Genomic DNA, 22138 nt, shown 5'->3' with positions numbered 1-22138 from the left:
GTGCTTTTGGCAACTACCAGTTATCCTGATAATGGATTATCGCAGATACGCTATCAGGCTTTTGTACCGATAGATCTGGTCCTATACACCTTGTCGCTATACCTGCTTTCGTAGCCGTAGCCGTAGCCGTAGCCGTACTGGCCCTTCACAAAGCCTCTGGCTTTCACCCCGTTGAACACAATGGCTACATTGTGCAGTGTGCTCAACTTGTTGTTCTGCGCCAGGCGCTGAACGAGGCTTTTCGGGGTATAGGCATGCCGCATAACAAGCAGCGTAATATCACAATACTGAGAGAGCAGGTAACCATCAGATACCAGGTCGACAGGAGGCGTGTCAATGATCACATAGTCAAAGGCTTCCTCTAAATAGGAGAAGAATACCTCCAGCTTCCCGTTCAGCAAATGTTCTGTGTGATCACCGATGTCTATGCCTGCTGGTACAATGCTAAGGTTTTCGATCGAGGTGCTCTTAATAATGTCACCCGGTTTTAAGTCACCGATCAGGTACTCGATGATGCCTGGGTGTTTGTAGCTGTCAAAAAGCGCTGAAGTGGTAGGGTTTCTTAGGTCAAAGTCCAGTAGCGCCACCTTTTTCCCAGATGAGGCAAGGCTGGATGCCAGGTTTGTGCTTACGAAGCTCTTGCCCTCGCCAGGTATGTTGGACGTGACCATGATTTTCTTCTTGGTAAATGTTCTTCCGTAAAGTCCCATCGTCACGCGGAGCTGTCGGAACTGCTCTACATCGGCCGCTTCGGTTGGCTCAATGAACATGCCATTGCTTTGCTGCTTCACGCTTGACAATTCTGCCACGATCGGCACATTGGTATAGGCCTCGATCTCAGACCTGAATAACAATTTGCTGTTCAGGATCTCTCTGCTGGATACAATGGCAATACCGATGATCAGAGACAAGACGAATGCAGACAAATAAGCCAGCAGTGGCCGTGGACTGATAGGCCCTCTGGATGACTGGGCCAGGTCCACTATGCGAATGTCTTCTGAAGTAGGAGCGGAGGACAGCACGGTTTCTTCACGTTTCTGCAGCAGGAAGCTATAGGCGTTGTTTTTTATAAGTTGCTGACGACTGATCTCGAGCAGTTCTCTTTCCTGATGCGGAATCGTTTGCAGTACAGAATTATAGCTATTGTTAGTTGCAACCAATCTTGACCTGCTTGTGATCAGGTTGTCTCTCTGGTTGCGCAGGTTTTCCAGTATGCCCGGTCTCAGGTTGGCTATTTCCTCTCTTACTGATATCAGCATGGGGTTATTCTCGGCCGTAGTCCTGCTCAGCTGCTGGTATTGAGTTTCTGCTAATTGCAGTTTCTGCAGCAGCTGTGACAGCATTGGGTCATTCACACCGAGTGTGGAAGGAACAACACCTGAAAGACCTTCTTTGGAGATCACATATTTCTCGATCTTATCAAGTACTGCCAGCTGTATGTTAATCTCAGAGATTCTTTTATCGTTATCGCCTACACTCTGCAAAAACAGTCGACCTTGTTCTGTCAGGTCAATCGCTCCTTTGGAGGATCTGTATTTTACGATGCTGTTTTCCAGCTCTTCCAACTCACTTTCGATCAGGCGAATCCTGTTTTCGACAAACTCCAGGGTTTGTGACGCAAGCTTGTTGCGATCGGTTATGATGGCCTCCTGGTAAGCGTGAATCAGTGAGTTAAGAATATCCTCGCCTCTCTCGGGCACCTCATCCTCAATGTAAAGTGTGATCACACTTGACAGTTTCCCCGGTGTTTCAATGCTGATAGTCCGGAGCAGCTTACTGACTTCTTTTTTGGGACTTGAAATAGAGAAGTACAGGGGAGAGGTCGCCATTTCGCTCTTTTTCTCATTTCTAGCGAACAGCATTTCACCGTATGGTGTTTTTACCCATTTGTTGAGCGGATAGTCAACCTCATCGATGTTCACCAGCTGCTTCTCGTAGTCAAAGGTGAAGTATACTGCAGGCTGTTCGGCGACATCGTAGGGCGACTTGAGCTTAATGCTGATAGGAGAAGTATTGTAAGCAGAGGTAGACTTGAATTTTCCTTCTTCATATATTGAAGCATATAGGTTCAGGTCCTTTACCACCTCATGCATGAGGTAATGCGAGCTTAATACGTTTATCTCGTTTTCAACGATCTTGTTGGTGGTAAACGCGTCGATCGACTCCGTCATTTTGGAGTCATTCACCCCTTTTTTCTCATCCTTTACAATTATCGATGCCGAGATGGCATAGGTAGGCACAGCGTAATAGCGCAGGTATGCCCATGCTCCCAGAGAGCATATCACAAACAGCGCTACAAAAAGAGGCCAGAAGGGCAGGAACTTAAAAACAAGGGCAGCCCCCAGGTTATCTTCAACATTAGACCTTTTATTCTCCATAAACTTGTTTTATAACTTACCTCGTTAAGCGATCAATACTCACTACTACAAATGTCAGAGAGCTCAGCACGAGCGGCAGCCACTGCCTGGTAGCACTTGCGCTTGCTATTTTTGCTCTGTTAGGCTCTACATAGATAATGTCATTGGAACGGAGGTAATAATAGGGGGATTTGAAGATCTCATCTGTTGTAAGGTCGAGCCTCACAAGTTTTTTTACACCCGCTTCCTCTCTGATCAACAGCACATTATGGCGGCTCGCGAATATGGTAAGGTCACCGGCCAGACCGAGCGCCTCCAGCAGTGTCAGTTTTTCGTTTGGAACCGTTAGCACCGAGGGGCGTGATACCTCTCCAAGTACTGAAACTTTATAATTCAGGTACCTGACATCCACGATTGGATCCTTCAGCAGTTTACGGCTCTCTATCTCTTTTTTAATACCTTCCTGAAATTCCTTTTTTGTTAGCCCGGCAGCTTTGATCCTGCCCAGGAAAGGGAACTGTATATAGCCCTCCGGATCAACGAGATAGCCTGGTGACTGTGCTATCGTATTTGTGGCGCTGGAAGCTCTGAAGCTGTTCTCAGAAGAGGCATTGAATATTTCGGTAGCAGTTGGGTTTAGGCTGCTAACTGTGATATTAAGTAAGTCATTAGGCTGCAGGATAGGCTCCAGGCTTTCTGCTTTACTTATGATCTCAGACGTGGAAACGTTATCGAAATATACTGCATGATTGGTAGAGGCACAGGAGGATAAAAAAACACAGCATACCAAGATAAAAACGAATGCTTTTACTTTATAGAGCTTCATAAGGGTTAATGGGAAAAAGGTGGTATTAAATTGTCATGCACAGAAATAAGTTTATTATTAAATTTTGATTGGAATAGTTAAATTTAATAGTGTTCAATTACAATACGAAAACATTATATCCAAGTTGCTTGCTTGTTAAGTTTGGTAAAAAAAATGTTTTAGTGGGTTAACAGCCTCATTTTAATGGTGAAAAGCAATAATTATATTATATATTACAATAGTTATAAAATAAAGTTTTGTATTAATTAAAATAGCTAAAGTCATATAGCGTGTAATTGTATTACGGTTAGTATTAGAAAAAAGCTATTTTATTTGGAGGATTTTAGTGAAAGTTTTTAATCGAAATTTGATAATTAAAATCAGGAGCGAGGTTGGTTACTACGCTATGGTGGGAGACCGGAGCTAAAATCAGGAGCAGCGATTTAAAATGAAGCGACAGGTATACCTGTGGAAGAGAAGCAGCTCTTGAACAAAGCTACTTATTATCCAGATCTGTATACCTGACCAGATGATGTTTTGGGTGGGAACCTTAGGTGACGCTGCTGACTACTTGGAGAGCACAAGGCCCATACCTGTAGAAGCTGCTTTACCGTCTTCTCTCACCACTTTTCCATTCAACATTATATACCTGAAGCCGGTAGCCTCCTGGTGCGGATTTTCATAAGTGGCATTCTCTTTTACTTCCTCCGGTCTGAACAGCAGTAGATCCGCTTTATAACCTTGCTTTACGAGGCCACGATTACGCAGCCCGATGGTCTTAGCTGACAATCCCGTCATCTTATGAACAGCTTCCTCCAGTGAGAGTAGTTTTTTCTGCATTACATATGTCTCCAGTATGCGTGCAAAGGCTCCATAGCTGCGGGGGTGGCGCATGGTGGGGCTGCCGTCGGTGCAGACCATCACATGCGGATCCTTCAGAAAGGTCTCCTGCAAGGTTTCGTCCATGATAAAGTAGGCACCGTCGGCACCGTAAGGGCCGATATCCTCCATTAAGGCCAGCTCGAAGGGTTTGTTCAGTTCCTCGGCCACCTGTTGCAGCGTTTTACTTTTATATGGTCCGGAGCCAATCAGGGTCGCTTCAGGACCATTGCGCTGTATGATCTTGTTGCGTAGAAAAGTGGCAAGTTCCTGACGGCGGGTCTTCAGCACCTCCTGGTAATCATGCGGTTTCTTTGCCCAGTCCGGAAAGAGGATGGCGATGCCGGTATAGCTGGCGGTGTAAGGATAAAAGTCGGCTGTCACCTGTATACCTTGCTGACGGGCGGAATCCAGCACTTGCAGTACGCGGTTGGCGCGTTGCTCACCCTTGCCATACACTACTTTTATGTGCGACACATGCACCGGGCAGTACCTGCCCTGCTCCAGTAACTCTCGTATGGAGGCCTCTACAAAGGCGTCGTCCTCATTGCGCATGTGGCTCATAATTATGCCCTTCTTCTTACCCACAATTTCAGCAAGCCTGTTCAGCTCAGCAGGGCGGGCGTAGTAGCCGGGGTTATACTCGAGGCCGGTGGTCAAACCAAAGCAGCCTGCATCGAGTGCATCTGTGAGGAGCTGTTCCAGTTTGGCCATACCTGGCTCTGATGGGATGGAGTCATATTCTATTCCTGAGAGCATGCGGAGGGTATTGTGCCCGGCAAACATGGCCACGTTGACACCCAGCTCTTTCCCATCTACTTCCTGCATCCACTCTTTCAGGTTTTCGCGCTGCGGACTAAAACCGTCCTGGCCCAGGCAGATCGTCGTGATACCCATCGAAATGAAGTTGGAAAAGTCAGGGGTCTCAAGCGGATCGCCGTGTGCGTGCGTGTCAATAAAGCCCGGCGTCAGGTATAGGCCAGCGGCATCGATGGTGCGATCGGCTGTGTAAGTTCTGGAGGTATCCGTATCGATCAGCGCAATGGAGTCACCATTTATCAGAACCTGGGCCGCATAAGCGGCACTACCGGTGCCATCTATCACCATGGCATTGCGGATCAGCAGTTCGTACCGGTTTTGATCAGAAGCGACCTGCTGACAGGATGCGAATACGAGCGATGCAAGGACTAACGTGGCAAACAGGGCGGCGTGACGATACAGTTTTTCCATGCTTAAAGATAATTTATTAGCAATGAAAAACAATGCATTACCTGTTTCGTTTGCACCTCTGCTGTAGAAAACTATCAGACTGTAAAAATATTTTTTCTGCATTCTTGTAAATTCTTTTCAAGAATCAGGTGTGGGTGTAACCTGTTGTAAATCAATGTTGTGTTGCTGGTTTTAATACGATTATTCATGAGGATTTACAGGTGTAGCGACGAGCGGGTTTAGGCGATTTTTATTGCACTGGCACGCAAGTTGTAATTAGACCATACAACAGAGTTTGATTGTTTTAACTAAACTGAAATTGTTATGAAAAAGGTAAGCTATATCATGAGCCTGGCACTGATGGCATCAGTAGCTTTTGGTGGATCGGCTGAGGCGCAGGAGAAAAGAACAGGCTGGAGCCCACAGGCAAAAGGCGCTGTGATCGGTGCCGGTACAGGTGCTGCAGCAGGTGCTATTATACATAAGCGTAACCGCGTAGTAGGTGGTGTTGTAGGTGGTGTAGCCGGTGGCGCCGTAGGTTACGGTGTAGGCAAGGTGATCGACAACAAGCAGAAGGAGCGTGAGGCGGAAGCAGCCCGTGTAGCGGCAGCCGAAAGAGCCGCCGCAGCCCAGCGTGCCGCAGCTACAGAACGTGCGGCGGCAGCCAACAGAGCGACAGTTGCGAAAAACACGCCAGCTCCAGTTAAAAAAGCAGCTACTCCTCAGCCAAGTCTGGCAATGGCCACCCCAGCTGAAACAGCAGCAGCTAATTCACTGGCGATGATGTATGCATCTGAAGACGGACCAACGCCACAAGTAGTATACGCTAACTTCCTGCCTAACCTCGATTATGGTGACCGCAGCAAGCCTTACTATACTTCTGAGGTTCGACGTAAGAGCTGGTAACATGTTTACCCTTATCCCTTTCCCGGTGCTGAGCCGGGAGAGGGTATAAATCCTACGATGCCGTTTTCACGTATGGCGTCGTGGTTTACTCACCAAAATTTAGAAATCATGAAAAATATACTTTATACCCTGTTTGCCCTTTTCTTCCTGGCTTCGTGCGCGAAGTCTGATGGAGGAGAGTCAGTGGATGTCCGTGAACTGAACCAGGAGTTTATCAGTGCCTGGAATGCTCGGGACTCTGACAAAGTGATCTCGATGATGGCCGAGGATGTGCAGTTTCTGCAGGGCGAGGTAATTTACAGAGGTAAGTCTGAAGTGTCGGACAAGTGGGTGCGCGAAACCATGGGCACCATTGCCGACCTGAAAACCTACCCGGTAAGTTCCGGTACTGATACACAGATCGCCTACGAGGCTGGTACGTTTTCAGTAGATGTGCTCCCGGTCAGCCCCGGCGAACCCCGTGGCCTTGGTGAAGGCAACTTTATGCTGCTTTGGAAAAAGGCCAGTGACGGTAACTGGAAGCTAAGCTACGCACAGCTGGAAGGACACCCAGTTGTTGCCCGAAATTAGAAGGTTAAAATTGAAAATAAAAAAAGCGGCTGCTCTATGGGCAGCCGCTTTTTTTATGGGTATACCTGATGCTTAGTGGAAGAACAGGTAAGCGATAAAGATGGCGGCAATAGCACCGGCGAAGTCGGCCAGCAGACCGCAGGTCAGGGCATAGCGGGAACGCTTAATGCCAACAGAGCCAAAGTATACCGCCAGTATGTAAAAGGTTGTTTCAGTCGAACCCTGGAAAGCCGAGGCCATACGTCCCACAAAAGAGTCAACGCCGTAGGTGTTCATGGCTTCGACCATCAGACCGCGGGCGCCGCTGCCGCTCAGCGGCTTCATAAAGGCTACTGGCAGGGCAGGAACGAAGTCTGTGTTTACACCGGTAAGCGCAATCAGATAGCCTATACTATCCACGATCATATCCAGTGCACCGGAAGTACGGAACACACCAATTGCCACCAGGATGGCTACCAGGTAGGGGATAATGGTGATGGCCACTGTGAAACCCTCTTTAGCGCCTTCAATAAAGGCTTCATATACATTCACTTTTCGGATGAGCGCCAGACCCACAAACGAAATGATGATCGAGAAGAGGATCACGTTGCTGGCCACCTGTGAGATGACGCTGACCTGTTCCTGGGAAATGGTGCTGAAGTAATAAATCAATCCGCCTATTAGCAGCAGCAAAGTGCCTATATAAGCCATGATGACAGGATTGAACAAATTGATACGCTGGTACAAAGCCACTGCGATCAAACCGACCATCGTCGAGAAGAAGGTAGCCAGCAGAATAGGGATGAAAATATCAGAGGGATCAGCCGCGCCCAGTTGTGCCCGGAATACCATGATACTGATTGGGATAATAGTGAGTCCGGAAGTGTTGAGCACCAGGAACATGATCTGGGCATTGGAGGCTCGGTCCTTGATCGGGTTGAGCTCCTGCATTTCTTTCATAGCCTTCAGTCCTAGAGGCGTGGCGGCATTGTCGAGCCCCAGCATGTTGGCAGAGAAGTTCATCAGGATGGAGCCAAACACAGGATGGTTCTTCGGGATCTCCGGGAAGAGTCGGTTGAAGAATGGCGCCACTAGTCGGGAGAAGATGGCGATGATGCCGCCGCGTTCACCTACTTTCATCAGACCCAGCCACAGCGTCATGACGCCGGTCAGGCCGAGCGAAATCTCAAAGCCGAGCTTGGCATTGTCGAAGGTGCTGGTAACGAGTTTCTGGAAGATCTCTACATCGCGAAAAACGATGAGCTGGAACAAAGCAATAGCAAAGGCGATCAGAAAGAAGGCCGCCCACAGATAGTTTAATACCATGAAGCAAAGGTTGGTCTGGAATCAGTCTGTAAGATACAAACTGATTCCAAAAGGGGAAGGGCTTTAGGCGACAAAATTATATTGCTGCCTAATGTAGTATTCCATGAAATAGCTCCGGCCGCTCACCCTGCAGGTCATATACAAATCCGTTCAGGATAGCATACCTGTTTTGTCCTTTGTCATCTGTTAGCATGAAGTTCGCCGGCTCGTCGAGCGCCAGTTGGTGGTTGACGATGCTGGCTATACCTGCCACGTTGAGGGGGAGTGAGGTCGGATCGGGCAATACGCCCGGCAAGTGGCGCACCCGAATGGTGGTATAGCCCTGCCTGAGCAATTCGGCACCCAACTTCTCTGTCAATTCGTCCAGGCTGTCGATGGGCTGCTCGTATACTTTGCCGGGCACCAAGGTAAGCCCATTGGCGTCGAGTTCTTCGTAGCCATGGAACACACTCATATCCCCAATTTCTTCTACTGCACTGCTATGGTAAAAGCCGAGGTGATTGGGTGCGTCCACTTCCAGTCGGTTAATGCCGATATCCAGGATAGTGTCGCGGCCGTTGTCGGTATGGCGGACGTGGCGCAGCACCAGGTCGTAAAGGTGACGCTGGTTTTCAGGTATACGGTCATAGGCTTCCACTCCGAAGCTTTGGTAAGCTTCTTCGGCAATCAGGTATAGCCCCGAGAGGATAGCTGTAAAGTTCAGCTGGCGGATGTGCTGCTTTTCCGGGTCGCCGTGCTGCCCGCCAGACTCCACCAGGACCACGCTGGTACCCCATTTCTGAATGTTGTCGCCAAAGGCCCTTGGCTCGTGCTCGTCGTTGAACTTAGCTACCTGTCCAGGTATAAACTGTTGCAGCACATGGTCCATACCGGCGATGGTACGCATGGCACGCTCACGTACTGTATTGATGTTGCGGGCATGGTCGTAGGCCGGAGCCAGAAACGAAATAGTGGCAGGACGCGCCGTGTAGCCGGCTGTGTAGTAGCGACTCTGGTCGTGCAGGTTAAAGCCAAAGGCCGGCTCGAACTGGTCACGCAGTTGTTTCAGCAGTTCTGATTCCGGACTCTGCAGACGCAGGGCATCGCGGTTCATGTCTATACCTAAGGCGTTACGACGGGTATACATCTCGGCTCCGTCCGGGTTGAGCATCGGCACAATATAAAGTGTCAGGTGCTCCAGTATGTGTTTCCGTACCTGATCCAGCTCGTCGGACTGGTTGAGGAAGTGCAGCAGATCGAACAGGGCCATGGTGGCAGTGGGCTCATCGCCGTGCATCTGCGACCAGAGCATAACCTTTGTTTTGCCGGTGCCAGCTTTTATCAGGTAGATCGAACGGCCCTGCACCGAGTGGCCGGCCACCTGCACCTCGAAGGCTGACTGCTCCTGCAGCTGCTCAATCAGGGGCACAATATCGCGGTGACGGAAGCGCCGGTGCCGCAATGCTGGTTCCTTGTACTTGTGGTGGCTGTGGTATAGTTGCTGGCCCAGCTCCTGAATAGCAGCTGGTGTGTTGCTGTTTGAGGATGTCGTATTCATCGTACCTTTTTAAAATGCTCTCTAAAAAAAGTGCCTCCCGCTTCAGGGCTATACCTGAAAGGGGAGGCGCTGCCCTATAGAATGGGGCTGGATCTTTGTTGGCTTAGTTGCCAGGCCAAGCATGCCAAGGAATGCGGGCCAGCACCAGAATCAGAGCAATGGTATAGAATATAGCGATGCTGCTGAAACGCTTTTTATCGTCCTGCAGACGCTTGGCACGGGCATAACCTACTGTGATCAGCACAACGGCGATGATCATGGTCAGCGGGTGCTCCAATACATAAAGTCTTTGAACAGACTCCTTCATGAACCCTTCAGTGGCAAGACTAATACCTCGTGGCGACACAAAGTAGAGAACTACGCCCAGTACCCACTGCAGGTGCGCAGGTATAAGGCCCAAAAGACCCATTTTTCTATCTTTTTCTGTGAACGGCTTGTTGCCGGACATGCCCATAAAGGCAAAAATGATGCTTACAAGAAGGCCTAAAATTACTAGATAGGCCATAAACGAGTGAAAATGCAGTAATCCTGTCTCCATATCAGTGATAGTGGTTTTGTCTGCCGTAAATATAGGGATTTAATTATCAATTCAGATGCCCGCCTCTATTTTGATTAGTAATCAGCAGGCAAAAATAAACCCCGCACACGCGAAGTGTACGGGGCTTTTTAGTAAGGTATAGCTGTTATTAGCGGCCTTTTCCGATTTTCTTGTTCTCTGGAACAGTCCACAGATAGATCGTAGATCCGTCTATCACTTGGGTCTCTTCCGGCTCCCAGTCGCCCATGTCAAAAGCGTGAGACACGATGCGGGTACCAGGTTTCAGCTGCTCGAGCAACACCGGACGAAGCTTCATGTTTACATTTGGCAGCAGGTATAGCGTCACCACCGATGCAGGTCTGTAGTCCACTTTAAACAGGTCCTGCTCCACAAACTTCACCTTATTGGTCACGCCGGCCTCACGGGCATTCTGATTAGCTTCTTTGATGCGCTCCGGGTTTATGTCGAAGCCAGTACCTGTGGCACCGTGCTCCTTGGCCGCCGTGATCACGATACGCCCATCGCCACAGCCCAGGTCATACACGACATCACCGTCCGACACATTAGCCAGTTTGAGCATGGCGTCCACCACTTTCTGGGGAGTTGGAACATAAGGCACGTCCAGCTTAGGTGTTGCAGTGGTTTGGGCAAATGCCGCAGAAGCGAAAAGTGTCAGCACGAGTGTGCACAGCGAATTTCTGATTGCTCTCATCTTGTTTTCATTAAGTTAGTAATCCGTTTAAGAAAATATCAGGTATAAGGTGAGCGGTTTTGTGATAGTATGTCTCATTAGGAGAGGAGAAACGCACACAGGGTGTATTTACGTGCAGCCGGGATCAGTAGTTCTTGATTGTGGCATTTTATGTATCCTTTAGTAAGATTCCTTTAAGCAACCCCGCTGTTACACTGCTTTTTTATCTTTCTGTTTTTGGATGCGAGGTATAGACAGCAACACCAGCACCCCCACCACCAACACGCCTATACCTACCAGAGCACCTAAGCCGGTGTACATCAGGCTGGAGTAAAACAGATAAGCACTCGTGAGGCAGAAAATAAGCGGCAGCACAGGGTATAGCGGTACTTTGAAAGGCCTCGGGCGCTCGGGCTCCTTGCGTCGCAACACAAACAGGGCGATGCCTACCAGCAGCAAAAAGAACCAGAAAACCGGCGCTGTGTACTCCACCATCGTTTCAAATCCGTTGCGGGTGAACAGAGCCAATCCGACCAGCGCCAGCGACACTATCCCCTGTACTACATAAGCATTCACCGGAGAGGATGCTTTGGTGTTCCATTGGCCTAAGAAGCTGAAAACCGGAAAGTCACGGCCAAGGGCATAATTGGTTCGGGCACCAGTCAGGATAGTGGCATTAGCAGAGGTGAGGGCGGCAAGCGTCACAATGATGCCGATCAACACCATGCCCGTGTCACCTAGGGTCACGCGTACGAGGTCAGCTGCTATGGCATCGGAGGCGGCCATCCCCTCCAGCCCCAGCACATGCAGGTAGGCCAGGTTGATAAGCAGGTAGATCAGGGTGATGACGGCGATGCTGGCGATCAGGGCGGTGGCCATACCCCGGCGTCCGCTCTTGAGTTCTGCAGAAATATAGGCTGCTTCATTCCAGCCACCGAAGGTAAGCAGCACAAACACCATGGCCAGGCCCATGGAAGTGCCGTTGCCTGTACCTGCATTGCCTGCTGCTACCGTTTCATCAGGTGTGAACAGGAAGGCCGCTCCCAGCACTATAAGTATACCAAGCACCTCCAGTATGATCAGAAAGCGCTGCACGCCTGTGCCGAAACTGACGCCCACAATATTGATCGTAGTGAGCAAGACCACCACCAGTCCCGCATAGATGACCGACGATAGCTCCCCGATGCTGTAGATTTGGGCCATGTAGTCGCCGATGATAAAAGAAAGCAGCGCAATAGATCCGGTCTGAATGACACTCATGCGCGCCCATGCAAACAGAAAAGCCAGCCTTTTGCCGAAGGCCCTTGTCAGGAAGTGGTAATCGCCTCCGGCATGCGGGAAAGTAGTGGTTAACTCGGCGTAGCAGAGTGCCCCGATCAACGAAACCAGTCCGCCCAGCACCCAGGTGGTCAGAAACATAGTGCCGCTCTCCACATTGGCAGCCACCAGCGAAGGTGTCCGGAATATGCCGGCGCCCACCACCACCCCCACGATCACGGCGATGGCATCGAACATGCTCAGGGCGGGTCTGGGTTCTGCTTTGGGTTTTTCTTCAGCTGAAACTTCCGTTTGTGTTGAAGCGAGCGTCGCGTCTGCCGCAGGGTAGTCTTCGTTCAGGTTAGGCATAGTTTTATAGCTAGGTGTAGGCTTCATTGTCTCTGACCCACTGTTTACGGACGGTAACATGATCTAAGTTGTAAACCATGCGCTTTTTTAAAGAGTAAGTAGTATATAGAGAGGTTTACTGATTGGAACAAATCAGGTATAGCCTTTGGAATAAATGTTCACTCTATTCTCAAAAAAAGCCGTTATGAACTCTAATCTGCCTTTCAGCCAACCCGGTCGTGTTATAATCGGTAAAGCAAGTGATAAAACATCAATATTTATGGGAAAAGCTGTCGGCACTTTTTTGATTGCCATCCTTTCTGCCGTGCTGGCCATTGTGGGGTATAAACTCTTCGAGGGCAGTTCACAACAAAACGGGAACTTCAACAACGAAAACCCTTCCGTTATACCGGTGGTGTCATCGGTTGGGAATCCGGATTTTGTGCCTGCCGCTGCTAGCGTGACGCCGGCTGTGGTGCACATCAAAACCTTGTATACCGCTGCGCAAACAGGGCGCAACCCGATCTATGAACTCTTCGGGATGCCACAGCAATCTACGCCGGCCAGGGGATCAGGCTCTGGCGTGCTTATCTCCAAAGACGGCTACATTGTCACCAACAATCACGTAATCGACCGGGCATCAGGTATAGAAGTGGTGCTGCCCGACCGCCGTACCTTTGAGGCGAAGCTGATCGGAACGGACCCCAGCACAGATCTGGCCCTGCTGAAAGTGGAGGCAAGTAATCTGCCGGTAGTGCCGCTGGGTGACTCGGATAAGGTGCAGGTAGGGGAGTGGGTGCTGGCGGTGGGCTATCCGCTCTCGCTCAACTCAACTGTTACAGCAGGTATCGTCAGCGCTAAGGGCCGCAGCATCGGCATCCTCAACCGGCCAGGGCAGGGTGGCTACGTGGATCCGGCACAGGTGGCCAATACCGCCATTGAGTCTTTCATCCAGACCGATGCCGCCATCAATCCGGGCAACTCGGGCGGTGCACTTGTGAATACATCGGGGCAACTGATTGGCATCAACACGGCCATTGCTTCACAAACTGGCAGCTATGCAGGCTATGGTTTTGCTATACCTGTCAACCTGATGCAAAAGGTAGTAGGAGATATACAGAAGTATGGCAGGGTGCGTCGCGGCTTTCTGGGCGTGAACTTCCCGGTGCCCGCCGTGGAAGACCAGATGCTGCGGGCACGAGGCATCGATCCGGGTGAAGTAAGCGGTGTGTACATTATGGGCATACAGCCAGGAAGCGGTGCCGAAAAAGCCGGATTGAAAGAAGGAGATATCATACAAGGTATAGATGGCATAGAGGTGAATTCGTCGGCTGAGCTATCGGAGCGCATAGCACGCTACTACCCGGGTGATAAAGTGAACCTGACCCTGCTGCGTGACGGCAAGCAGCGCAAGGCTACCGTGACGCTGCAAGGCGAGGAAGAGGAAACGGTAAGCGACAGCGCCGCCAAAGGCCTGGAGGCGCGACTGGGTGCCAACTTCGCGCCGCTCACCGACCGTATGAAAAAGCAGTATCGTCTAAGCGAAGGCGTATACGTGACAAAGATTCAGCCGGGCGGTTTCTTCGATTCGGCAGGTATACCGGAGGGTACTGTGATTGCGCGTGTGAACGGGCGCCCTGTGAACAGTCTCGCCGACATCAGTAAATCGCTGGCAGCGTCGCGCAGCGGCATGGTGCGGCTGGATGGCATTACGCCAGACGGTACGGCCTTTGTGTTCAACTTCCCGCTGGGTGCTTAAGGGCAGATGACGGACACGGATCTAAGCAGGCTATACATCGGCACTTCCGGCTGGAGCTACCGCTGGCGGGAAGTGCTGTACCCACCCGAACTCAAGTCGGCGGACTTTCTCAGCCACTATGCCACCCGCTTCAATGCCACAGAAATCAACAGCAGCTTCTACCACTTCACCATGGCCAAAACCATTGAGAAATGGCTGGCGCAGACACCGGCGCATTTTCGGTTCGCGCCCAAGCTGCATCAAGAGATAACACACAAGCGCAAATTTCAAGGTATAGAGGAACCGCTGCAGAAGTTTATGTCGCGCTACCAGCTCATGGGTGAACGGCTGGGGCCGGTGCTGGTGCAGATCGCCGGCAGCTTCCGTTTCGACAAAGGTATAGCCGGTGACTTCTACCATACCTTGCGGGAGTTGTACCCGGAGCAGCCCTTTGCGCTGGAGGCCCGGCACGTCTCGTGGTTCACAGAGGAGTCTTTTGACCTGATGCGTGATTTTAACATCACCACTGTCATCGCCAATGCCGGCAAGCGATTCCCGGGCACTGAAGTCACGACCACTGATGTTGCCTACCTGCGGCTGCACGGTGACGAGAAAATGTATTCCTCGTCTTACTCCGACGAAAAGCTGGAGCGTTATGCCTATATGGTGAAAGACTGGCTGGAAGACGACAAGGAGGTATGGGTGTTCTTTAACAATACCATACTGGGGAATGCCGTGCTAAATGCCGACAGGCTGCGGCAGTTTATAATTGAATTGTAGTTTTTCTGAAGCAGGAGATCTATAAGTGTTTAAGCATTAGAAGATCATAATAGGTCGTAAATCCCTGTAAATCCAGCAACTAAAAATATATAGGGTTTTCTAAACATTTCGGGTGGAAGTGTGTAATACCTGCGATGTGATTTAGCCTTTTGAGCATGCGGTTTTTAATCTTCTTCTTGCTTCTCTTCCCTATCCTCAGTTTTGCACAGTCGGGTGTGATAACGGGTACTGTGCGTGATGCCAACACTAAGGAAGCCCTGATCGGGGTGTCGGTGCAGGTGGTGGGTACGCAACAGGGAGCGGTCACGAACGAGAGCGGTGCCTACAGGATCGATAACATTCCGCTCGGCAGCTATACCTACAGAGCTCATACATTGGCTACCAGCCACTAAGTAAATTCAACGTGAACGTAACCTCAGGCAATGCCCAGATCATCAACTTTGAACTGGTGCCGGCTTCGAGTCAGCTGGGTGAAGTAGAAGTGGTGGCACGGCGCCGACAGAGCGCGGCCATCGCCGATATTGTGACGCCCCTGTCGGTGCAGAGCCTGAGCACAGAGGAGATCCGCAGCAACCCGGGTGGCAACTTTGACATCTCGAAAGTGGTGCAGGTGCTGCCGGGGGTAGCCACCAGCGGCACAGGCGGGGGTAGTCGCAACGACCTCATCATCCGTGGCGGCGCACCGAGCGAGAATGTGTACTACCTCGATGGCATCGAAATTCCGCTGATCAACCACTTTACCACACAAGGCAGCGCCGGTGGTGCGACAGGTATACTCAACGTGTCCTTTATAGAGGATCTGAAAGTGAGTTCTTCTGCCTTCAACGCCCGTTACGACAATGCCCTGGCCTCAGTGTTTGAGTTCAGACAGCGCTACGGCAACCCGGAGCGCTTTTCGGGCAACGTCCGTCTGAGCGGTTCGGAGTTTGCAGCAACGCTGAAGGGGCCGCTTTCCTCTAAAACGACGACGGCAATCTGGTGCCCACGCTCGGGTTTATCGTGGAGTTTTAGTACTGTAAATTTAGGCCACTGCTGTGCCTTGTTTCTTAAAAAACGTACCTTTGAAAAGTATGTCCTAACATCAGAGAAAGACACAGCATGAGCAACAGAAACTCCGCATTATACAGTATCATCTTCAACAGATGCCCGCGCTGCCGTGAAGGCAAAATGTTCAGGAGCGGACTCTACACCACCAGGTTTGCCGATATGCACACCAACTGCCCCTGCTGCGGACAGGAGTTTGAGCCGGAGCCAGGCTTTTATTATGGCGCCATGTACGTGAGTTTCGCTTTCAATGTGGCCATCTTCATTGTGTGTCTCTTCATCCTCTATCAATTCGTGGAGGAGATCACTATGGCTATGATGATCGGGGTGGTGGCAGCAGTGGTGGTTGGCTTGTTGCCGGTGATTTTCAGATGGTCGCGCTCACTTTACATTCACATTTTTGTGCGCTACGAGGGCCCCTGCAGTGAAATCCCCAATAAAATGCATCGTTGAAACGCTAAACGCACTACCGCACCGTAAAACCCTGCATGGTATAGAGTATACCCAGGCCGAGTGACTGGTTATACTGCACATCGCTGTCCTGATCGTAGTCGTAGATGAAGTTGGCCATCAGGTTGACGTTAATATAGCGGTTTACCTTAGCCGTTAGGGTGGAGTTAAGCATGTGGTCGATGCGTTTCCCGGATAGTTCCTTGTAGTTGATGTAGGACATGTAGTTCAGCCTGAGGTTGACATTAGTAAAGATGTCGCGGTTATAGGTTGCCTGCACCATAGCAGCCAGCCACTCTGTGCGCACACTCTTGCCTTCCGGCACACCGTATCGTTCATTCACTGCCACTGCATCATCTGCCAGAAAAGTGAAACGGGGCGCAAAAGGGCTTAGACGAAGCGAGAAATAAGGGTTCGGTTTATATTCAGCTCCCAGCGCAAAAGTCAGGAAGCCTGGAGACAGGAAGTTTGAAATAAGCCGGTCGTTTCCATCGGCGTCTACGTCATACTCATAGCCCCTGGTAAATTGCGACAGGAAATTAGCTGACACGAAGGTGTTCCAGTCCGAAGAGATGGCATAGCCATACTTGGAGTCCAGGAAGATGCGGTCGATGCTCTTGCGCTGCTCCTCGCCCTTGTTTTTAAGCAAACCGTACTGCATTTGCACAGCGTTGTCCCAGGAGGTTTTGCCCAGTTTATAATCGGCGCGTGCATCCAGATGCGAATTGAAAGCAATTGAGCTGATGCCGCCCGCCTTCCAGTTGTCGCTGAAGGCGGCCTGGTTCAGGTTGATGCCCGCCGAAAAAGTTCTGCGCCAGGTGGTGTCGGCTTCTACCTGTGCCGATACTGTAGTTACCGTTAAGAAGATGATCAGGAAGGAAAGAAGAATTTTCTGCATTTGTAAGCTTTGTATGGCAAAAGGGTTATAAGAAGTCAGGCAAGCATAGGATAATAGCTATGCCTGCTGGTTACTATATAGCGCTTACGCAATTTTGCAGGTATGGGTATGTTTTTTCAGATGCCGCTGCTTATTCTTCTCCTGTTTATTCAGGAGGTGAGATGACTACCGCTGTCCTTCTCTTGTAAAAGGTACAAAAACGACAGGCATCAGGTTGCGGGTCACAGCTCTGCCCTTTTTCTTCTCGATCAGCTTGAGGGTTTGGGTACTATACACAGGACCGACAGGTATAACCATGCGGCCGCCCTCTTTGAGTTGCTCAAACAGGGGAGGGGGAACAGACTCAGCACCGGCCGTCACGACAATGGCATCGAAAGGCGCATGCTCTTCCCAACCGGCATAGCCGTCGCCTATTTTGACCTTCACGTTGTCATAGCCCAGTTGTTTTAGTCGTGCTGCAGCCGCCTGGCCATGCTCCGGGACAATCTCGATGGTGTATACCTGCTTCACGAGTTCGGCCAGCACAGCAGCCTGATAGCCAGAGCCGGTGCCGATTTCCAGCACTTTCAGATCTGGTTTAGGTCTGATCATCTGCGTCATGTAAGCCACCATGTAAGGCTGCGAAATAGTTTGCTTGAGCCCTATGGGCAATGCGCCGTCAGAGTAGGCTTCTGCAGCGATGGGAGGAGGTACAAAGAGGTGCCGTTGGACTGAGCGCATGGCATTCAGCACGGCTTTGTCACTTATTCCGCGCCGTTTGATCTGCTGTTCGACCATTTGCTCTCGCTGCGCTTTGTAAGCGTCTTCCTGTAGGGGAGCTAACAGCAGTATTATGAAAATAATTATATTAATCGGAGATCCCATCACACCTCTAACCTTCACATCAAACCTCTTCTTTTGTATACTTCTGATATAAGAAGAAGTTGACTCAGGCTATTTTATTAAAAAGCCCCGACTCCAGCGGAGACGGGGCTTTTAAAAGAAGTGTGACAGCGTTATGGCTTATCGCTTCAACACCAGTTTAAATGTATGCGAGCCTTTCTCACTCACCAGTCTGGCGAAGTACATACCTTCTTTCAGTTCCTGGCCATGCACTTCTACTGTGGTTAACTCGCCTGCTCTGGCGGTACCTGTTTGTAGCTGCTTAATCAGCATGCCCTGCGTGTCATAAAGGCTGATGGTGTAGTTATCAGTTTCACGCATAATGAACTCAATTTTTGACCGCTCGCTGAAAGAAGTAGGGTAGGCCTTGGCATGTGTAATGTTCGTGACTTCTGTATTACAAGGAGTGTTGGTAGCTGTCTCCCTGTGGAACTTGATGTTGTCGATAGCGGCCGACCCGGCAAAATCGCCAGACCCGTCTCTGCCATCCAGCACCACTTTCATTTTCATAACACCTCTGGTATTCCCCAGGTTGACAAGTTGCTTGCTGTTCATGCCGAGCGGCTTCAGGTATACCTTGTTCAGCTCTTTACCATCCCCATCGTAGAGGTATACCCATGACAGGTCCTCAAAATTATCCACGCCTACTACTCTAAAGGATTCCATCGTCACAGGTCCGATGGCCGAGAAATCCAGTATCATTTCACCGCCCCACTGGGTTGCATCCGGGTAGTCGTTCAGGTATTGGTTGATGATCAATACCTGGCCCCAATCTGTGGTGTAGAGGTTGGTATCGTCACCGGTTGGGTCCTGCGAATCAAAAATGGCTGCGTGGTTCTCGGCTGCAAACGAGCCGTCCGGGTTACGTTTTCTACCTGTTATAGCCACTGGTCCGGCTTCGGTATTGATGCTTGAGATCAGGCCTCTTGGCTGGTTGTCGAAATCGATAGTATGCTGCGTTATCTGCACCCCGGTTGAGGCAGGCGTTACCACAACGCTGGTAGAGCCGGAGCAATCACTGTCTTTGTCGGCAACGGTTAGGGTATAGGTGCCCGCCACTTTCACGGTAGGGTTTTGCTCCATGGATGTAAAACCATTCGGGCCAGTCCAGGTATAGCTTGCGTTTTCAGCAGAGGATGAACCCGTCAGTTGCAGGGTGCCGGTTGTGCAATCCAACTGACCGCCGATAGCGCTTACCGTAAGTGCCTCTTCACGGATAACTTTTACCTCACTTTCAATTTTGCAGCCGCTTTTTACATTGGTGACTACCATGGTATAAATGCCTGGGGTGTTCACGACCGGGTTAAACGTACGCTCGCCTGATACAATATTACCCCCATGGCTTGCCAACCATATCACGGCACCATTACCAGAACCCTCAAGGATAACAGTGCTATTTTGGCAAGTCAGTTTTTTGTCGGGACCGGCGCTGCCGGTAGGGTATACAGGCGGATTGATTGTATAACTGCTTGATGCGGTTAAATATCCGATTGTCTCAGTTACTACTAAAGTATAATCACCTGGTTCGGTTACTGTAACAGTTTTGCTATCAGCAGTGTATCCATTTGGTCCGCTCCACTGGTAGGTAATTCCCTCTTGTATAGGTTCTTCATTGAGATAAGCGAAACCAATCATTGTCACAGAATTAGAGCCAGCACAATCAAGCTCTGGAACATTTGTAAAGCCAATTTCGGCAGCTAATACATTTTCCTCCTCACGGGTAACTACTACAGAATCTTCAAATTTGCATTCGCCTCCAGTATCAGTGATTATTATTGTGTAAGTGCCCGGTGCATTCACCACTGGATGGAGTGTTCGTTCGCCTGAGACAATGTTACCCCCATTGCTTGCGACCCATAGCACGGAGGAGCCACTACTAACTGAACCTTCCAGGGTGACGGTGCTGTTCTGGCTGGTCAGCACTTTGTCGGGACCAGCACTACCCTTTGGGTCATCATAGGTGCCAACTCTAAATGGCTCGGATGTAGTAGAAAGGTTACGGATGGTATCTGTTACCGTAAGAACATAATTACCAGGTATTTTGACAGCAATCTCTTTCTCGTTTGAGCTAAACCCATCAGGGCCGACCCATTGGTACGATAAGTTTTCTAATGTAGGTTGGTCATTTACTCGAACGTGGCCAGTCATATTGATGGAGTATGAACGAGAACAATCAAGCATAGGGGTATTTGAAGATGTAATAAAAGCCACAAGCGGAATTTCCCCCTCGCGGGTAACTATTACATCTTCTCTGAATGTGCACTTGCTTATACGGTCCATTATTGACATTCGATAAGTACCAGGACTAGCGACGACCGGGTTGAATGTCCAGTGACCCGAAACAATTTCTCCTCCATCAATGGCATCCCATCTTACTTCATACAAACCACTTACCACTGACTCTTCTACTAAGGACCCTTCGAGTGTGACAGTAGGGTTTTCACGTGTCAGCACTTTGTCGGGGCCTGCACTTCCTTCGGGAGAAGGCATTCTAGAAACGGTCAGTGTCGCGGTTGCTGTTGCTCCAGTAGCTATGTGTGTAGCCACAAGTGTATGTTCCCCAGGTTGATTAACGCGTACTGCCTGTAGTTGTGGATAGTAGCTATCAGGGCCAGTCCAACTATACGTAATCCCTTCTGTTATTTCCTCTCCATTCAGTGTAACGTAGGCATTTAGTGTAATAGGATTGCGATCACAATCAAGTTGTTTCTCAGAGCCATAATCGATACGTGCAGTCAATGTATTTTCTTCTTCACGGGTAACTTTCACCGTGTATTCTGTGGAGCATCCTCTTCCATCCTGAAGCTTTAAGGTATAGGTGCCCGGGGCATCCACAATCGGGTTAAGCGTTCTGTAGCCCGAAACAAAGTTGCCCCCATCGCTGGCAAACCATATGGGTTGCCCGGAGTTATTTACAACCGAACCTTCGAGTGTAACTGTGGGGTTGTCGCGTGTCAGTACTTTATCGGGTCCTGCACTTCCCTCAGGTCTAGGTCTTTGCGAAATGCGATGTGTAGCAGTTGCCGTTAACCCCGTGGCAAGGTGTGTTACTACAACTGTATAATCACCTGGTTCTGATACGGTTGGCCCTGACCCTTCTGACGAAAAACCATTAGGACCAGACCACTGGTAGGTGAGGCCCTCGGTTACATCATCCCCATTCAGGTAAACATGTGTGTATGCGACAATAGGTGTGCCATAACAATCAAGTTGTAACACACTCCCACGGCCGATATATACCTCTAAAACATCTTCTGCTTCAGTTACCACCATAGCGTCTTGCATGGTACAGCCAGAAGTATGGGTTAAGGTTAAAGTATAAGTGCCTGGTGCGTCAACGCTTGGGGTAAAGGTATCCGCGCCAGAAATAATATTGCCTCCGTCGCTAGCAGTCCATGATGGTGTAAACTCTAACCAAGCCCAGTGTGAAGGGTCAGCAGACAGTTTTACGGAGGTCTCTGAAGTTCTAAGCACTTTGTCAGCACCTGCAGCACCTGCAACACCTCGTACTAAGTATTTAGCAGAAGCGGACAAACCCGAGGTGTTTTGAACAGTAAGTTCATACTCCCCTGCTATTGTCACAGCAATCTGAGAACCAGCCGATTTGTAGCCCTCCGGTCCGACCCAGCTAAAGGAATAACCCTCAGGATTCTGATGAACTCCGTCTAGGTAGACTCTTGCTGATAGAGTTACTTTTTCGTGATTACAAGTAATCCATCCTGGGCCAAGGTGGTTTTCAATGGTCACGGACAACTGATCTGTTGCTATATTACTGTTAGCTGTCGTATTTGCTTGAAGCCCTGCAACCGGGTAAAGCAAAAGGCACAGAAGGCTAAAGGCAAAAAGACGCCACAGCCGGGTAGAGCTGTAGTAACTCTGAAATTCAGGAATTGTGTAAGTGTAATTTTTTTTCATAGTGGTAACATGTAAGCAATCGAAGAAAT

At 49.9% G+C, this 22138-nt stretch carries 18 protein-coding genes; 7 read left to right on the top strand and 11 right to left on the bottom strand.

The annotated features are described in order from the left end of the window. Nucleotides 1-53: 53 nt before the first annotated feature. From AC5FXQ_RS07035 to AC5FXQ_RS07025, 3 genes are all read right to left on the bottom strand, one after another. A complete protein-coding gene (locus AC5FXQ_RS07035; RefSeq protein WP_493601773.1) occupies nt 54-2378 on the bottom strand; it encodes a GumC family protein in 2325 nt (774 codons plus the stop codon). Nucleotides 2379-2394: 16 nt separating this feature from the next. Further along, nucleotides 2395-3183 carry a polysaccharide biosynthesis/export family protein gene (locus tag AC5FXQ_RS07030; RefSeq protein WP_493601772.1) on the bottom strand — a complete coding sequence of 263 codons (789 nt, stop codon included), beginning with the start codon at nt 3181-3183 and terminating at the stop codon, nt 2395-2397. A 546-nt stretch (nt 3184-3729) separates the two neighbouring features. Then, nucleotides 3730-5271 (bottom strand): N-acyl-D-amino-acid deacylase family protein, encoded by a 1542-nt coding sequence (locus tag AC5FXQ_RS07025; protein ID WP_493601771.1) that lies wholly within the window; start codon nt 5269-5271, stop codon nt 3730-3732. 303 nt (nt 5272-5574) lie between these two features. Here AC5FXQ_RS07025 and AC5FXQ_RS07020 point away from each other — a divergent pair, with 303 nt between their 5' ends. Then, nucleotides 5575-6156, top strand: coding sequence for a YMGG-like glycine zipper-containing protein (locus AC5FXQ_RS07020; RefSeq protein ID WP_493601770.1), 582 nt, complete (start codon nt 5575-5577; stop codon nt 6154-6156). A 108-nt stretch (nt 6157-6264) separates the two neighbouring features. After that, entirely contained in the window at nt 6265-6726 is a 462-nt protein-coding gene (locus tag AC5FXQ_RS07015; protein WP_196119779.1) for a YybH family protein, read from the top strand. Between the two features lie 72 nt (nt 6727-6798). Here AC5FXQ_RS07015 and AC5FXQ_RS07010 read toward each other — a convergent pair whose 3' ends face one another. From AC5FXQ_RS07010 to AC5FXQ_RS06990, 5 genes are all read right to left on the bottom strand, one after another. Next, entirely contained in the window at nt 6799-8031 is a 1233-nt protein-coding gene (locus AC5FXQ_RS07010; protein ID WP_493601769.1) for a nucleoside recognition domain-containing protein, read from the bottom strand. A gap of 88 nt (nt 8032-8119) precedes the next feature. Continuing rightward, nucleotides 8120-9568, bottom strand: coding sequence for a M14 family metallopeptidase (locus AC5FXQ_RS07005; RefSeq protein WP_493601768.1), 1449 nt, complete (start codon nt 9566-9568; stop codon nt 8120-8122). Nucleotides 9569-9671: 103 nt separating this feature from the next. After that, nucleotides 9672-10106: a hypothetical protein gene (locus tag AC5FXQ_RS07000; RefSeq protein ID WP_493601767.1), complete on the bottom strand. Its 435-nt coding sequence runs from the start codon at nt 10104-10106 to the stop codon at nt 9672-9674. A gap of 148 nt (nt 10107-10254) precedes the next feature. Continuing rightward, nucleotides 10255-10818 carry an SAM-dependent methyltransferase gene (locus AC5FXQ_RS06995; protein ID WP_493601766.1) on the bottom strand — a complete coding sequence of 188 codons (564 nt, stop codon included), beginning with the start codon at nt 10816-10818 and terminating at the stop codon, nt 10255-10257. A 189-nt stretch (nt 10819-11007) separates the two neighbouring features. Further along, nucleotides 11008-12423: an APC family permease gene (locus tag AC5FXQ_RS06990; RefSeq protein ID WP_493601765.1), complete on the bottom strand. Its 1416-nt coding sequence runs from the start codon at nt 12421-12423 to the stop codon at nt 11008-11010. Nucleotides 12424-12682: 259 nt separating this feature from the next. On the opposite strand from AC5FXQ_RS06990, the gene AC5FXQ_RS06985 reads away from it, so the two are divergent. The 5 genes from AC5FXQ_RS06985 to AC5FXQ_RS06965 all read left to right on the top strand — a co-directional run bounded on the left by AC5FXQ_RS06985 (nt 12683) and on the right by AC5FXQ_RS06965 (nt 16417). Beyond that, nucleotides 12683-14161: a Do family serine endopeptidase gene (locus AC5FXQ_RS06985; RefSeq protein WP_493601764.1), complete on the top strand. Its 1479-nt coding sequence runs from the start codon at nt 12683-12685 to the stop codon at nt 14159-14161. Nucleotides 14162-14167: 6 nt separating this feature from the next. Continuing rightward, nucleotides 14168-14920 carry a DUF72 domain-containing protein gene (locus AC5FXQ_RS06980; RefSeq protein WP_493601763.1) on the top strand — a complete coding sequence of 251 codons (753 nt, stop codon included), beginning with the start codon at nt 14168-14170 and terminating at the stop codon, nt 14918-14920. A 155-nt stretch (nt 14921-15075) separates the two neighbouring features. Continuing rightward, nucleotides 15076-15312: a carboxypeptidase-like regulatory domain-containing protein gene (locus tag AC5FXQ_RS06975; RefSeq protein WP_493601762.1), complete on the top strand. Its 237-nt coding sequence runs from the start codon at nt 15076-15078 to the stop codon at nt 15310-15312. Nucleotides 15313-15323: 11 nt separating this feature from the next. Beyond that, on the top strand, nt 15324-16022 hold the full coding sequence (locus AC5FXQ_RS06970; protein ID WP_493601761.1) for a TonB-dependent receptor plug domain-containing protein: 699 nt from the start codon (nt 15324-15326) through the stop codon (nt 16020-16022). After that, nucleotides 16019-16417 (top strand): DUF983 domain-containing protein, encoded by a 399-nt coding sequence (locus AC5FXQ_RS06965; protein WP_493601760.1) that lies wholly within the window; start codon nt 16019-16021, stop codon nt 16415-16417. Before AC5FXQ_RS06970 ends, AC5FXQ_RS06965 begins: the two co-directional genes overlap by 4 nt. 13 nt (nt 16418-16430) lie before the next feature. On the opposite strand, the gene AC5FXQ_RS06960 is transcribed toward AC5FXQ_RS06965, so the two are convergent. The 3 genes from AC5FXQ_RS06960 to AC5FXQ_RS06950 all read right to left on the bottom strand — a co-directional run bounded on the left by AC5FXQ_RS06960 (nt 16431) and on the right by AC5FXQ_RS06950 (nt 21479). Then, nucleotides 16431-17312, bottom strand: a complete 882-nt coding sequence (locus AC5FXQ_RS06960; protein WP_493601759.1) for a DUF3078 domain-containing protein — start codon at nt 17310-17312, stop codon at nt 16431-16433. Between the two features lie 165 nt (nt 17313-17477). Continuing rightward, nucleotides 17478-18176, bottom strand: coding sequence for a protein-L-isoaspartate(D-aspartate) O-methyltransferase (locus tag AC5FXQ_RS06955; RefSeq protein WP_493601800.1), 699 nt, complete (start codon nt 18174-18176; stop codon nt 17478-17480). Nucleotides 18177-18314: 138 nt separating this feature from the next. Further along, the gene (locus AC5FXQ_RS06950; RefSeq protein WP_493601758.1) at nt 18315-21479 is read right to left on the bottom strand and encodes a T9SS type A sorting domain-containing protein; all 3165 of its coding nucleotides are present in this window, start codon (nt 21477-21479) and stop codon (nt 18315-18317) included. Nucleotides 21480-22138: the final 659 nt, after the last annotated feature.

This window comes from Pontibacter sp. LHS1, assembly GCF_058932855.1.
This window is presented reverse-complemented; position numbering and strand designations above follow the sequence as displayed.

What these genes read in the sequence shown, in the direction of transcription:
- AC5FXQ_RS07035 (WP_493601773.1), bottom strand. Translation starts at nt 2,378, where the DNA reads ATGGAGAATAAAAGGTCTAATGTTGAAGATAACCTGGGGGCTGCCCTT.
- AC5FXQ_RS07030 (WP_493601772.1), bottom strand. Translation starts at nt 3,183, where the DNA reads ATGAAGCTCTATAAAGTAAAAGCATTCGTTTTTATCTTGGTATGCTGT.
- AC5FXQ_RS07025 (WP_493601771.1), bottom strand. Translation starts at nt 5,271, where the DNA reads ATGGAAAAACTGTATCGTCACGCCGCCCTGTTTGCCACGTTAGTCCTT.
- AC5FXQ_RS07020 (WP_493601770.1), top strand. Translation starts at nt 5,575, where the DNA reads ATGAAAAAGGTAAGCTATATCATGAGCCTGGCACTGATGGCATCAGTA.
- AC5FXQ_RS07015 (WP_196119779.1), top strand. Translation starts at nt 6,265, where the DNA reads ATGAAAAATATACTTTATACCCTGTTTGCCCTTTTCTTCCTGGCTTCG.
- AC5FXQ_RS07010 (WP_493601769.1), bottom strand. Translation starts at nt 8,031, where the DNA reads ATGGTATTAAACTATCTGTGGGCGGCCTTCTTTCTGATCGCCTTTGCT.
- AC5FXQ_RS07005 (WP_493601768.1), bottom strand. Translation starts at nt 9,568, where the DNA reads ATGAATACGACATCCTCAAACAGCAACACACCAGCTGCTATTCAGGAG.
- AC5FXQ_RS07000 (WP_493601767.1), bottom strand. Translation starts at nt 10,106, where the DNA reads ATGGAGACAGGATTACTGCATTTTCACTCGTTTATGGCCTATCTAGTA.
- AC5FXQ_RS06995 (WP_493601766.1), bottom strand. Translation starts at nt 10,818, where the DNA reads ATGAGAGCAATCAGAAATTCGCTGTGCACACTCGTGCTGACACTTTTC.
- AC5FXQ_RS06990 (WP_493601765.1), bottom strand. Translation starts at nt 12,423, where the DNA reads ATGCCTAACCTGAACGAAGACTACCCTGCGGCAGACGCGACGCTCGCT.
- AC5FXQ_RS06985 (WP_493601764.1), top strand. Translation starts at nt 12,683, where the DNA reads ATGGGAAAAGCTGTCGGCACTTTTTTGATTGCCATCCTTTCTGCCGTG.
- AC5FXQ_RS06980 (WP_493601763.1), top strand. Translation starts at nt 14,168, where the DNA reads ATGACGGACACGGATCTAAGCAGGCTATACATCGGCACTTCCGGCTGG.
- AC5FXQ_RS06975 (WP_493601762.1), top strand. Translation starts at nt 15,076, where the DNA reads ATGCGGTTTTTAATCTTCTTCTTGCTTCTCTTCCCTATCCTCAGTTTT.
- AC5FXQ_RS06965 (WP_493601760.1), top strand. Translation starts at nt 16,019, where the DNA reads ATGAGCAACAGAAACTCCGCATTATACAGTATCATCTTCAACAGATGC.
- AC5FXQ_RS06960 (WP_493601759.1), bottom strand. Translation starts at nt 17,312, where the DNA reads ATGCAGAAAATTCTTCTTTCCTTCCTGATCATCTTCTTAACGGTAACT.
- AC5FXQ_RS06955 (WP_493601800.1), bottom strand. Translation starts at nt 18,176, where the DNA reads ATGGGATCTCCGATTAATATAATTATTTTCATAATACTGCTGTTAGCT.
- AC5FXQ_RS06950 (WP_493601758.1), bottom strand. Translation starts at nt 21,479, where the DNA reads ATGCAAGACGCTATGGTGGTAACTGAAGCAGAAGATGTTTTAGAGGTA.